Genomic DNA, 12,038 nt, shown 5'->3' on the forward strand with positions numbered 1-12,038 from the left:
AGGGGGCGCCGGGGCGGGCGCCCCCTCCGGTACCGGAACGGTCAGCCGCTGCTCGCCTCGGCGGGGGACGGCTGGGCCGCCTGGCCGCCCGCGGTCTCCTGCACGGCGGGCGTGTCCTGTGCGTGCGAGGGCTTCGGCTGGCGCAGGAACAAGGTGATCGCCGCGGACAGGAAGGCGATGCCTCCGGCCAGACTGTAACCACCGGTGTAACCCCAGGCGCTGATCACCGAGGCGGCCAGGCCGCCGCCGAACACACCGCCGAACAGCTTGGCGCTGTAGACCAGGCCGTAGTTCTGCGCGTTGTTGTTCTCACCGAAGTAGTCCGGTACGAGCGCGGCGAACAGCGGGTAGAAGGCGCCGCCGCCGAAGCCGTTCACGAACGCGAAGAACAGGAAGAGGGGTTCGTTGTGGGCCTGGCCCGACCACAGGACGCCGAACTGCGCCACGCCCGCGACGACCAGCACCAGCGTCAGCGTCCGCTTGCGGCCCAGGGTGTCGGACAGCCAGCCCACCGCCGCCCGGCCGACGCCGTTGACCACGGCCAGCACACCGGCGGACGAGGCGGCCACCAGCGGCCCGAACCCGAGGCTCTTGGCGAACGGCACCTGGAAGTTGATGCCGAACAGCGACACACCGCCGATGCACACCAGGGCGAACCACATCAGCGGCAGCTGCCCGGTCCTGATCGCCTGCATCGGGGTGAACTGGGCCTTCGCCGGCGGGTTCTTGGCCAGCCGCTTCGCGACGCGCGCGGAGTCCTCGGTCGTGCCCCGGTTCAGCGGGTCCACGTCCTGCGGCCACCAGCTCTTCGGCGGGTCCTTGAAGAACATGCCGCACACGCCCACGACGATCACCATGAACACGGCGATCAGGTCGAGCACCAGCTTGAAGTTCCCGGGGTGGAACCAGTAGCTGAAGACGAAGATGAACGGCAGGGTCCCGTAGGCGAAGCCGCCGTTGACGAACCCGGTGCGGGCGCCCTTGTTGTCGGGGTACCACTTGCCGACCATGTTGATGCAGGTCGCGTAGACCAGACCGGCACCGGTGCCGCCGAGCACGGAGTAGCCGAGGATCACGACGGCGGGGTTGCCGAAGTGGGCGACGGCCGACAGTCCGAGGCCGGAGAGCAGCGCGCCGGCGAGCATGGCCGTCCTGGCCGGCAGGACCCCGGTCTCCCTCAGCCGCCCGGCGGGGAACGCCACGCCGGCCTGGAAGACCGCCCAGATGCTCGCGATCCAGAACGCCTCGGTGAGCGTCCACCCGTGGGCGGTCTCCAGCGTCGACTCCGCGGAGCTGTAGCCGTACTCGAAGACGCTGACACCCATCATCGCGAACCACGGCAGCCAGACCATCCAGGCCCGGGGCCTGCCCAGGATGGACCGGTCGGTCTCGCCGATCCGGTACACGCGGCCGTTCACGTCGGTGACTTCCCGATAGGGAGCAGGAGCCACCTCAGGTATTGCTGACATGTGTGCCTTCCCTTGCGTGAAAAGAACCTGGCGTGCGCTCCCTGGGCCTATCTCTTCTCATGCGGCGGGGTGGTACGGATTCCCATCCCTGCGGCACGCCCGGCACGCGGCCGTGCCGGTGGTACGCCGTCCGTCCGCCGGGGTCCGGGGCGGCATCCCGGGCTTTGCGGCGCATGGTCGGTGGCACATCCATGGACCCCCGCGGCACACGGCAAAGCCGCGCCCGGGCGTCCAGTTGTCGCTGGTCAGCCGGTCGTTGTGCGATGCATTACATACTGGAGATTGCATACGGTATGGATCCGCGGAAGCGTGTGTCCAGAGGATGTCGGGAAGATTGACTACCGCATTACCATCGGCGCCCGCCCCCGGACGGCCAACGGCCCGCCCACTCCCGGGGATTCGGGCGGCGGACCTGCGGAATCACGCGCGCACGGCCGCACGCGGGCGTGCGGAGCCGTGGCAGGGGGCCGAATTGACGGTCGATCAGAGTTAACGGGCGTACCGCGCGGCGAAACCCGCTCGACCCGGGGACCTTGTTGCCGGGACCCTCTGCGCATGGAGTTTCTCTGCTACCACCGCGACCGGTCCGGATCCCTGGCGCTGCGCGACGCGCTGCTGGAGGACCACTGGTCCTACATGGACCAGTGGTCGAAGGAGATGATCGCCCGCGGACCGACGCTCGCCGACGACCTCGACACACCCACCGGGAGCGTGCACATCCTCGACCTGCCCGACGCGGCCGCCGCCCGGGCGTTCGCCTTCGACGAGCCGAACTACCAGGCCGGCGTCTACCGGGACGTGCTGCTGCGACGGTGGCGCAACCTGCTGGGGCGCACCATGTGGGAGTTCCCCGGCGGCAGGACCGGTGGAAGCCGGTACCTGGTGCTCGGCCTCGGCGCGGGGGAAGCCGCCGACCTCACCCCGCCGCCCGGCCGGGACGACGACCTGATCGCCTACGGGCCGCTGCTGTCCGACGACGGCGGCGCCTGGCTCGGCACGGCGGCCCTGCTGCGGGCACCGGACCCGGGGACGGCACGCGCCGTCCTGACCCCGGACCGGTACGCCTCGATCGAGGTGCACCCCTGGCAGTTCGGCGGTCGCCCGTCGTGATTCGGGGCGGCCGGGCCTGAGCCCGGCGGCCCGAGCCGGGTCGTCACGGGCCCTCACGCACGGCAACTCCCCCCGGCCTTCGGGCCGGGGGGAGTTGCCGCTTCGGCCGAGCAGCCCGCTCACGCCGACAACGCCGAGCACGAGGGCGGCTCTCCGCCGTGCGGGACCCGCCTTCCGGGCCGCCGGGCCTGAGCCCGGCCGCTCAGTTCGCGGAGGTGCGGCGGCCGGCCTGGCCTCCGCGGCCGCCCTGGCCACCGCGGCGGCCACCCGTACCGCCCTGCCCGTCGCCGGAGGCCGTACGGCGGGCGGTGCCGTTCGCCGTGCCGGAGCCGGTACGGCGGTCACGGCCCCGCGGGGTCCCGCCGCCCGTGGGGGCCGATCCGGTCGCGGCACCGCGGGTTCCCGCCCTGCGGCGGTCCCCGCCCTGCCCGCCGGTGCCCGTGCCAGTGCCGGTCGCGGCGGCGCCGCCGCCACTGCGGCGCCGGCGGCTGGGCCGCTTGCCAGGCTCGGTGCGCGGGGCCGGGGCGGCCGGCTCGGGGACCTCGATGGTGACGGCCACGCCGGACGGCTCGCGCGCGCCGGTGATGGTGGTCAGCGCCGCGTCGGACGAGGTGATGCGGGCCGTCCGGGGGCGGATGCCCGCGTCCGACATGAGCCGGGTGACGTCCCGCTTCTGCTCGGGCAGCACGAGCGTGACCACGCTGCCGGAACCGCCGGCGCGGGCCGTGCGGCCGCCGCGGTGCAGGTAGTCCTTGTGGTCGGTGGGCGGATCGACGTTCACGACGAGGTCGAGGTCGTCCACGTGTATGCCGCGCGCCGCGACGTTCGTGGCGACCAGCGCGGTGACCAGGCCGGTCTTGAACTGCTCCAGGGTGCGGTTGCGCTGCGGCTGGGAGCGGCCGCCGTGCAGGGCCGCCGCGCGGACGCCGACGGACAGCAGCCGCTTGGCGAGGCGGTCGGCGGCCCGCTTGGTGTCGAGGAAGAGGATGACCCGGCCGTCGCGTGCCGCGATGCGCGTGGTGACGGCCTTCTTGTCGGTCTCGTCCAGGACGTGGAGCACGTGGTGCTCCATGGTGGTCACCGCGCCCGCGGACGGGTCGACGGAGTGCACCACGGGGTCGGTCAGGAACCGCTGCACCAGGCGGTCGATGTTGCCGTCCAGGGTGGCCGAGAAGAGCATGCGCTGGCCGTCGGGGCGTACGCGCTCGATCAGCTTGGTGATCTGCGGCATGAAGCCCATGTCGGTCATCTGGTCGGCTTCGTCCAGCACGGTGATGCGCACGTCGCCGAGCAGGCAGGCGCCCTGGTCCACGAGGTCGTTGAGCCGGCCCGGGGTGGCCACGAGGACCTCGACGCCGCGGCGCAGCGTGGCGGCCTGCCGGGTCATGGACAGCCCGCCGACCACCGTGGTCAGCCGCAGGTTCACGGCCGTCGCGTACGGGGTCAGGGCGTCCGCCACCTGCTGGGCGAGCTCGCGGGTGGGCACCAGCACCAGGGCGAGGGGCGCCTTGGGCTCCGCGCGCAGTCCCGCCGTGCGGGCCAGGAGCGCCAGCCCGAAGGCGAGGGTCTTGCCGGAGCCCGTCCGCCCGCGGCCCAGGAGGTCCCGGCCGGCCAGCGAGTTCGGCAGCGTGGCGGCCTGGATCGGGAAGGGGTCGGTGACGCCCTGCGCGGTGAGGGTCTTCAGCAGCCCCGCGGGCATGTCGAGGGCGGCGAAGTCCTCGACGGGGGGAAGGGCGGGGGTGGTGCTTTCCGGCAGCCGGAACTCCCGCGGCGCCGACGCTGCGGACGATGCGGACGGCGACGTGCGCCGGACCGGCTTCTGGGGCCTGCGGGACATGCGGTTACTGCCTTCCTGGAACCAGCGCAAAACGGGGTCCGCACCAGACGGTGCGGACCCCGGTGAGCAGATACGCGTCAGGCGATCAGGCGGGGACGATGTTCTCCGCCTGCGGGCCCTTCTGGCCCTGGGTGACGTCGAACGAGACCCGCTGGCCCTCCTGGAGCTCACGGAAGCCCTGGGTCGCGATGTTCGAGTAGTGGGCGAAGACGTCAGGGCCGCCGCCGTCCTGCTCGATGAAGCCGAAACCCTTTTCGGCGTTGAACCACTTCACGGTTCCCTGTGCCATGACTTTTCTCCCTCAGTAGGCAGAGGCCCCATCCGGAGATGCCGGAGAACAAATAATGCGCCTGAAGGAGAAGTCACTCCCACCAGGCGCATAAAGATCCTTGGGTACCACAACTGCAACTACGGCAACCCTAGCACAGGACGCCCGCCGGCCCCGCCGCAGCTCGGGGGCGGCCGCCTGTGAGTCCGCCCACAGCCGGTTCCCGGACGGCGGAGGGGGCCTCCTCCGCCGTCCGGGAACCGGTCCCGCACCAGGTCAGCGCATGAGCCGCACCGCGGCCACCACCAAGGGGTCCAGGCCGTCCGCCCCGGCGTCGACGTACGCGAAGAGCCGGGCACGCATGCGCGGGTCCCAGAACCTGCCGATGTGGCCCGCGACGGCCTCGGCGGCCCGCTCCCCGGGCAGGTGCACAAGGTTCGCGGCGATGTCGTTCGCCATTCTCCGTTCCGACGGCACTCCCGCGGCCATCTCAGTCCCCCACCGTGAGCAGGCTGTCGGCTGCGGGCTCGGCGTCCTCGTGTCGCGGCGGCCGCGCGAGGGCGACCTGCACGGCGGTCACCTTGTACTCCGGGCAGTTGGTCGCCCAGTCCGAGTTCTCGGTGGTGACCACGTTGGCGCCGGTGACCGGGTGGTGGAACGTGGTGTAGACGACCCCGGTCGGCATGCGGTCGGAGATCTCCGCGCGCAGCGTCGTCCGCCCCACCCGGCTGGCCAGCGTCACCATGGCGCCGTCGGTGATGCCGCGGACCTCGGCGTCGTGCGGGTGGATCTCCAGCACGTCCTCGGGGTGCCAGGCCACGTTGCCGGTGCGGCGGGTCTGCGCCCCCACGTTGTACTGGCTGAGGATCCGGCCGGTGGTCAGGACCAGCGGGAAGCGCCGGGTGCTGCGCTCGGCGGTCGGCACGAAGGTGGTGACCACGAACCTGCCCTTGCCCCGTACGAACTCGTCCACGTGCATGATCGGCGTGCCCTCCGGCGCCGCCTCGTTGCAAGGCCACTGGACGCTGCCGAGCTTGTCCAGCAGCTCGAAGGAGACCCCGGTGAAGGTGGGCGTGACCGCGGCGATCTCGTCCATGATCCGGCTCGGGTGGTCGTACGCCATGGGGTAGCCCATGGCCGTGGCGATCTCGCTCACGATCTGCCACTCGTGCTTGCCCGTCCTCGGCTTCATCACCGCGCGCACCCGGTTGATCCGGCGCTCGGCGTTGGTGAAGGTGCCGTCCTTCTCCAGGAAGGACGCGCCGGGCAGGAAGACGTGCGCGAACTTGGCCGTCTCGTTGAGGAACAGGTCCTGCACGACGACCAGTTCCATGGCCGCCAGCGCGGCGGTGACGTGCCCCAGGTTGGGGTCGGACTGGGCGATGTCCTCGCCGTGGACGAACAGGCCGCGGAAGGTGCCGTCGATCGCCGCGTCGAACATGTTGGGGATCCGCAGCCCGGGCTCGGCGAGGAGGGTGCCGCCCCACAGGTTCTCGAAGACCTTGCGCACCGCGTCGTCGGAGACGTGCCGGTAGCCGGGCAGTTCGTGCGGGAAGGAGCCCATGTCGCAGGAGCCCTGCACGTTGTTCTGGCCGCGCAGCGGGTTGACCCCGACGCCGTCCCGGCCGAGGTTGCCGCACGCCATCGCGAGGTTGGCCATTCCCATGACCATGGTGGAGCCCTGGCTGTGCTCGGTGACGCCGAGGCCGTAGTAGATGGCCCCGTTGGGTGCCTGCGCGTACAGCCGCGCCGCGGCGCGCAGTTCCTCGGCCGGCACCCCGCAGATCTCCTCGGCCGCCTCGGGGCTGTTCTCCGGGCGGGCGATGAACTCGGCCCACTCGTCGAAGTCCTCGCACCGCTCGGCCACGAAGGCCCGGTCGACCAGGCCCTCGGTGACCACCACGTGGGCCATGGCGTTGACGACGGCGACGTTCGTGCTGGGCCGCAGCTGGAGGTGGTGCTCGGCCTGGATGTGCGGTGAGCGCACCAGGTCGATGCGGCGGGGGTCGACCACGATGAGCTTGGCGCCCTCGCGCAGCCGGCGCTTCATCCGCGAGGCGAACACCGGGTGCCCGTCGGTGGGGTTGGCGCCGATCACCATGATCACGTCGGCCTCGGCCACGGAACGGAAGTCCTGGGTGCCCGCCGATTCGCCGAAGGTCTGCTTGAGCCCGTATCCCGTCGGGGAGTGACAGACCCGGGCGCAGGTGTCCACGTTGTTGTTGCCGAAGGCGGCACGCACCATCTTCTGGACGACGTACACCTCTTCGTTGGTGCACCGCGAGGAGGTGATGGCGCCGATCGAGCCCGATCCGTACCGCTGCTGGAGCTCGCGCATCCGCCGGGCGACGGTGCCGATGGCCTCGTCCCACTCGACCTCGCGCCACGGGTCGGTGATGCTCTCGCGCACCATGGGCTTGAGGACCCGGTCGGGGTGCGAGGCGTAGCCGAACGCGAAGCGGCCCTTCACGCAGGAGTGGCCCTCGTTCGCCCCGCCGTCCTTGTACGGCACCATCCGCACCAGCTCGTCGCCGCGCAGCTCCGCCTTGAACGAGCAGCCGACGCCGCAGTACGCGCAGGTGGTGACCACCGAGCGGGTCGGCATGCCGAGTTCGACCACCGACTTCTCCTGGAGCGTGGAGGTCGGGCAGGCCTGCACGCAGGCCCCGCAGGAAACGCACTCGGAGTCCATGAAGCTCTCGCCCGCGCCGGCGGAGACCTTGGAGTCGAAGCCGCGCCCCTCGATGGTCAGCGCGAAGGTGCCCTGGACCTCGCCGCACGCGCGGACGCAGCGGGAGCAGGCGATGCACTTGGACGCGTCGAAGTCGAAGTACGGGTTGGAGGTGTCCTTGGGGGCGTCGAGGTGGTTCTCGCCCTCGTAGCCGTAGCGGACCTGCCGCAGTCCGACGACCCCGGCCATGTCCTGGAGTTCGCAGTCGCCGTTGGCCGGGCAGGTGAGGCAGTCCAGCGGGTGGTCGGAGATGTAGAGCTCCATGACGCCCTGGCGGAGCTTCTCCACCTTCGGCGTCTGGGTGCGCACCTGCATGCCGTCGGCCACCGGCGTGGTGCAGGAGGCGGGGGTGCCGCGGCGGCCGTCGATCTCCACCACGCACAGCCGGCAGGAGCCGAAGGGCTCCAGGCTGTCGGTGGCGCAGAGTTTGGGGATGTCGATGCCGGCCTGCGCGGCGGCGCGCATCACCGACGTGCCCTCGGGCACGGTCACCGGCATCCCGTCGACCTCCACCGACACCGTCGCCGCGCCGGGCCGCTCGGGTGTGCCGAAGTCGGGTTCCTTGAGAAGTGTCATGCCGGACCCTCCGTCCTGGCGCCGCTGGGCTGCCTGTTCCGGCTCCCGTGGCCGGTGTCACGAGCGAGGAAGTCGTCGGGGAAGTGGGCGATGGCGCTGCGCACCGGCATGGGGGTCAGACCGCCCATCGCGCACAGCGAGCCGTCGGTCATCAGCTCGCACAGGTCCTCCAGCAGGGCGAGGTTCTCGTCCCGCTGGTGACCGGCCACGATCTTGTCGATCACTTCGACGCCGCGGACGGAGCCGACGCGGCAGGGGGTGCACTTGCCGCAGGACTCCTCGGCGCAGAACTCCATCGCGAAGCGGGCCTGCGCGGCCATGTCGACGCTGTCGTCGAAGACGACGACGCCGCCGTGCCCGAGCATGGCGCCCGCCGCCGCGAAGGCCTCGTAGTCCATCGGCAGGTCGAACATCGTCGTCGGCAGGTAGGCGCCGAGCGGCCCGCCGACCTGGACCGTGCGCACCGGGCGCCCGGAGAACGTCCCGCCGCCGTAGTCCTCGACCAGTTCGCGCAGGGTGATGCCGAACGCGGTCTCCACGATGCCGCCGCGGGCGATGTTGCCGCCGAGCTGGAACACCTGGGTGCCGCGCGAGCGGTCGACGCCGAGCTCCTGGTACGCCTTCGCGCCGTGCGACATGACGACGGGCACGGTGGCGAGGGTGAGGACGTTGTTGACGACGGTCGGCTTGCCGAACAGGCCCTCGATGGCGGGGATCGGCGGCTTGGCGCGCACCGTGCCGCGCTTGCCCTCCAGGCTCTCCAGCATGGAGGTCTCCTCGCCGCAGATGTACGCGCCGGCGCCGACCCGCACGTGCAGGTCGAAGTCGAGCGCGGAGCCGAGGACGCCCTTGCCGAGCCATCCGTGGTCCCGCGCGATGTCGATGGCCGCGCGCATGGTGGCCACCGCGTCGGGGTACTCCGAGCGGATGTACAGGTAGCCCTCGCGGGCACCGACCGCGTGCGCGGCGATGGTCATGCCCTCGATGAGCATGAACGGGTCGCCTTCCATGACCATGCGGTCGGCGAAGGTGCCGCTGTCGCCCTCGTCGGCGTTGCAGCAGACGAACTTCAGCTCGTCGGCGCAGCCGAGGACGGTCTTCCACTTGATCCCGGCGGGGAATCCCGCGCCGCCGCGGCCGCGCAGTCCGGAGTCGGTGACCTCGGTGACCACGTCCGCGGGGGCGAGGGCCAGCGCCGCGCGCAGCCCCTCCAGTCCGCCGTGGGCGAGGTAGTCCTCGGCCGACAGGGGGTCGGTCACGCCGATCCTGGCGAAGGTGACCCGCTTCTGCCGTGCCAGCCAGGGCAGTTCGTCCACGATGCCGAGGCGCAGCGGGTGGTCGGCGCCCTCCAGCAGGCCGGCGGTCAGCAGCTCCTCGACGTCCTCGGGGGCGACGGGTCCGTAGCCGACGCGGCCGGCGGGGGTGGCCACCTCCACGAGCGGTTCCAGCCAGAGCATGCCGCGGGAGCCGTTGCGCACGATCTCGACGGGCAGTTCCCGTTCGGCCGCGGCGTGGCGCAGTGCGTCGGCGACCTCGTCCGCGCCGACGGACCGGGCCGCCGAGTCGCGGGGGACCCAGATCGTCACGGTGGGGTCGGAAGCGCGCTCTGTCATCGGACCGTCCCCTTGAGGAGGGAGCCCAGCCGGGCCGTGCCCACACGTCCGTACAGCCGGCCGTTCACCTCGACCGAGGGCCCCAGGGCGCAGTTGCCGAGGCAGAAGACCTGCTCGACGGTCACCGAGCCGTCGGCGGTCGTGCCGCCCGGCTTCAGTCCGGCCTCGCGGGCCCAGTCCATCAGGTCCTCGGCGCCGACGGCCTGGCAGGCCTCGGCGCGGCATATCCGCACGGTGGTGCGTCCCGCGGGCTCGCGCCGGAAGTCGTGGTAGAAGGTCACCACTCCGTGGACGTCGGCCCGGGAGAGGTTGAGCTCGTCCGCGAGCACCGGGACGGCCTCCTGCGGCACGCAGCCCAACTCGGCCTGGACGGAGTGCAGGATCGGCAGCAGCGGCCCCCGGTCACCCCGGTGGTCGGCGGCGGCCGCCCGGACCACCTGCTCGACGGACACGTCGGTCCCGTCGGTCCCGTCGGTGCTCCCCGGCGTCATGACCGCTCCGCCTTCGCGGCGCGCGGGAGTCCGGGCGCGGGACGCTCAACTGCCGTACGGCACATTCGATGCACACACATGCGGGCCCCTTGACCTCTCCTGCGGATGCGCGGGGTCCGTGACCGACGTACAGAGCCGCTTCGGTTTTCAGGCGGTGCTGGCGGTACTCCCAGGAACGATAACGCATACAAGCTTCTGCATACAGAATGCCGTCGCACTTTTATCGGTCCGTCACCGCTGCCCGGCACACTCTGACGCAGGGTCAACACACCTCCGCAGACCGGCAGCACACGCCATGTTGCATACCAAAACCTGTATACTCAGGCGCCGCCGTCCAGGCCCCTCTCGGCGGACTCCACTGGCAGAGCCGTCGGCCCCGCAGGCTCGCCGGCAGAACGGGGGAACGATGCGCGAGGCCCTGACGGCGGCGGCCGGTCATCGCGTCGCCCGCCCTGCGCCGCTGCGCCAGGCCGTCTACGACGCGCTGATCGAACTGATCATCAACGGCACCCTGACACCCGGCCAGCACCTGGTCGAGGCCGAACTCGCCGAACACCTCGGCGTCAGCCGCCAGCCCGTCCGCGAAGCCCTCCAACGCCTCCAGACCGACGGCTGGGTCGACCTCCGCCCCGCACAAGGCGCCTTCGTCCACTCCCCCACCGAAGAGGAAGCCGGCCAACTGCTGGGCGTCCGGGGCGTCCTGGAGACGTACTCGGCCGAACTCGCCGCCCGCAACGCGACACCCGAGGACGTCGCACACCTGTGGGAGCTGCACCAGGACGGCGTCGACGCCCTCGCCGGCGGCGACATCGAGCGCCTGGTGGCGGCCAACATCGCGCTGCACGCCTTCATCACCTCCGTTGCCGGCAACGCCGTACTGGCCGAGCTGATCTCGCAGGTGAGCCGCAAGGTGCGCTGGTACTACACCCCCATCGCCAAACCCCGCGGCAAGGAGGCCTGGAACGAGCACGCCTCCCTCATCAAGGCCATCGCCAAGGGCGACGCGGACCGCGCGAGCGAGATCATGCGCAAGCACACCCAGCGCACCGGTGAGTTCCGCAGGGCCGTCGCCGGCAAGGCGTCCGGCCGCGGCTGAACACCGGGCCCGTCAGGACGCGAGGGCGCCGGCGGGACGCCGGTCCGGGCCCGCGGCGGCCACGACCGCCACGGAGGGGTGGACGGCGGTATCGCCGAGGGCCTCCCGCAGTTCCAGCAGCCACGGCAGCACGGTGCCCAGCACGATGCCGAGCCCACCGCCGTCCTCCCCCAGCATCGCGTCCGCGGGGACGAGGACCGGGTCGGCGACGACGCCGGAGGTGGCGCTGCCGTACGGTCCCGCCCCGTCCGTGCGGGCGGGGACGAAGAGGTCGGGGGCGTGCGCGGGCACGGTCCAGAGCGTCATCCCGTCCTCCGCGGCGAGCGGCCGGGAGGACCAGACGTAGCTGTCGGCCTCCCCGGCGGCGACCACCTCGCGCTTGCGGGCGCTCAGGGCCACCACGTCACCGGTGCGGGACGCCGTCGAGCGCGGGGTCCAGGGCCCGTTCGGGGGGACCCGCTCCCCGGGGGCGCCCTCGGTCAGGGCGAGACTGCCGAGGTGGCGGCCGGCGGCGATCTCGCCGCGGATCCAGCGGCTGCCGTGCGCCTCCAGGACGGCGACCGCCGCGTAGTGCGACTGGAGCACCGCCGCGGTGGCCGGGCACACCCGGGCGATCCGCGCGACCACTTCGGCCGCCTCGGACAGGCCGAGGCCACCGCCGCCCAGGTCCGCGGAGACGGTGAGTCCGAGCAGCCCGGCACGGCCCAGGGCCGTCACCGCGCCGCGCGGAAACCTGCCCTCCGTGCCGGTCCGCTCGGCGGAGGGCTCGATGACGCTGCTCAGGACGTGGGAGAAAGCGGTGCGGTACGGCACGGGGTGCCCCCTCGGGAGTGGATTCCGGCCCGCT

General features: G+C 72.0%; 10 protein-coding genes. 2 read left to right on the forward strand and 8 right to left on the reverse strand.

Features of this window, described 5'->3' with window-relative positions; genetic code table 11:
* Positions 1–41 precede the first annotated feature (41 nt).
* Complete coding sequence (locus ACIP9H_RS01380; protein ID WP_401584908.1) at positions 42–1,469, reverse strand: OFA family MFS transporter; 1,428 nt, start codon at positions 1,467–1,469, stop codon at positions 42–44.
* A gap of 555 nt (positions 1,470–2,024) precedes the next feature.
* Here ACIP9H_RS01380 and ACIP9H_RS01385 point away from each other — a divergent pair.
* Complete coding sequence (locus ACIP9H_RS01385) at positions 2,025–2,579, forward strand: YciI family protein (protein WP_401956759.1); 555 nt, start codon at positions 2,025–2,027, stop codon at positions 2,577–2,579.
* Between the two features lie 202 nt (positions 2,580–2,781).
* Here the strand turns inward: ACIP9H_RS01385 and ACIP9H_RS01390 are convergent, their stop codons facing one another.
* From ACIP9H_RS01390 to ACIP9H_RS01415, 6 genes are all read right to left on the reverse strand, one after another.
* Positions 2,782–4,416 (reverse strand): DEAD/DEAH box helicase, encoded by a 1,635-nt coding sequence (locus ACIP9H_RS01390; protein WP_401956761.1) that lies wholly within the window; start codon positions 4,414–4,416, stop codon positions 2,782–2,784.
* A gap of 85 nt (positions 4,417–4,501) precedes the next feature.
* A complete protein-coding gene (locus ACIP9H_RS01395; protein WP_030069301.1) occupies positions 4,502–4,705 on the reverse strand; it encodes a cold-shock protein in 204 nt (67 codons plus the stop codon).
* Between the two features lie 255 nt (positions 4,706–4,960).
* Positions 4,961–5,143, reverse strand: coding sequence for a formate dehydrogenase subunit delta (locus ACIP9H_RS01400; protein ID WP_360898909.1), 183 nt, complete (start codon positions 5,141–5,143; stop codon positions 4,961–4,963).
* A 31-nt stretch (positions 5,144–5,174) separates the two neighbouring features.
* A complete protein-coding gene (fdhF, locus tag ACIP9H_RS01405; RefSeq protein ID WP_401584901.1) occupies positions 5,175–7,991 on the reverse strand; it encodes a formate dehydrogenase subunit alpha in 2,817 nt (938 codons plus the stop codon).
* Positions 7,988–9,604 carry a formate dehydrogenase beta subunit gene (locus tag ACIP9H_RS01410; protein ID WP_401584899.1) on the reverse strand — a complete coding sequence of 539 codons (1,617 nt, stop codon included), beginning with the start codon at positions 9,602–9,604 and terminating at the stop codon, positions 7,988–7,990. Before ACIP9H_RS01410 ends, fdhF begins: the two co-directional genes overlap by 4 nt.
* Positions 9,601–10,095 (reverse strand): NAD(P)H-dependent oxidoreductase subunit E, encoded by a 495-nt coding sequence (locus tag ACIP9H_RS01415; protein WP_401584897.1) that lies wholly within the window; start codon positions 10,093–10,095, stop codon positions 9,601–9,603. The genes ACIP9H_RS01410 and ACIP9H_RS01415 overlap by 4 nt, the downstream gene beginning before the upstream one ends.
* Before the next feature lie 406 nt (positions 10,096–10,501).
* Between ACIP9H_RS01415 and ACIP9H_RS01420 the strand changes: the two genes are divergently transcribed.
* Complete coding sequence (locus ACIP9H_RS01420; RefSeq protein ID WP_401584894.1) at positions 10,502–11,191, forward strand: GntR family transcriptional regulator; 690 nt, start codon at positions 10,502–10,504, stop codon at positions 11,189–11,191.
* A gap of 12 nt (positions 11,192–11,203) precedes the next feature.
* On the opposite strand, the gene ACIP9H_RS01425 is transcribed toward ACIP9H_RS01420, so the two are convergent.
* On the reverse strand, positions 11,204–12,004 hold the full coding sequence (locus ACIP9H_RS01425; RefSeq protein WP_401584891.1) for an acyl-CoA dehydrogenase family protein: 801 nt from the start codon (positions 12,002–12,004) through the stop codon (positions 11,204–11,206).
* Positions 12,005–12,038 lie beyond the last annotated feature (34 nt).

The organism is Streptomyces sp. NPDC088732, assembly GCF_044751205.1.
Lineage (GTDB): Bacteria > Actinomycetota > Actinomycetes > Streptomycetales > Streptomycetaceae > Actinacidiphila.

Excerpts from the sequence above, each read along its gene's own strand:
- ACIP9H_RS01420 (WP_401584894.1), top strand. The coding sequence starts at position 10,502 with ATGCGCGAGGCCCTGACGGCGGCGGCCGGTCATCGCGTCGCCCGCCCT.
- ACIP9H_RS01390 (WP_401956761.1), bottom strand. The coding sequence starts at position 4,416 with ATGTCCCGCAGGCCCCAGAAGCCGGTCCGGCGCACGTCGCCGTCCGCA.
- ACIP9H_RS01400 (WP_360898909.1), bottom strand. The coding sequence starts at position 5,143 with ATGGCGAACGACATCGCCGCGAACCTTGTGCACCTGCCCGGGGAGCGG.
- ACIP9H_RS01415 (WP_401584897.1), bottom strand. The coding sequence starts at position 10,095 with ATGACGCCGGGGAGCACCGACGGGACCGACGGGACCGACGTGTCCGTC.
- ACIP9H_RS01380 (WP_401584908.1), bottom strand. The coding sequence starts at position 1,469 with ATGTCAGCAATACCTGAGGTGGCTCCTGCTCCCTATCGGGAAGTCACC.
- fdhF (WP_401584901.1), bottom strand. The coding sequence starts at position 7,991 with ATGACACTTCTCAAGGAACCCGACTTCGGCACACCCGAGCGGCCCGGC.
- ACIP9H_RS01385 (WP_401956759.1), top strand. The coding sequence starts at position 2,025 with ATGGAGTTTCTCTGCTACCACCGCGACCGGTCCGGATCCCTGGCGCTG.
- ACIP9H_RS01410 (WP_401584899.1), bottom strand. The coding sequence starts at position 9,604 with ATGACAGAGCGCGCTTCCGACCCCACCGTGACGATCTGGGTCCCCCGC.
- ACIP9H_RS01395 (WP_030069301.1), bottom strand. The coding sequence starts at position 4,705 with ATGGCACAGGGAACCGTGAAGTGGTTCAACGCCGAAAAGGGTTTCGGC.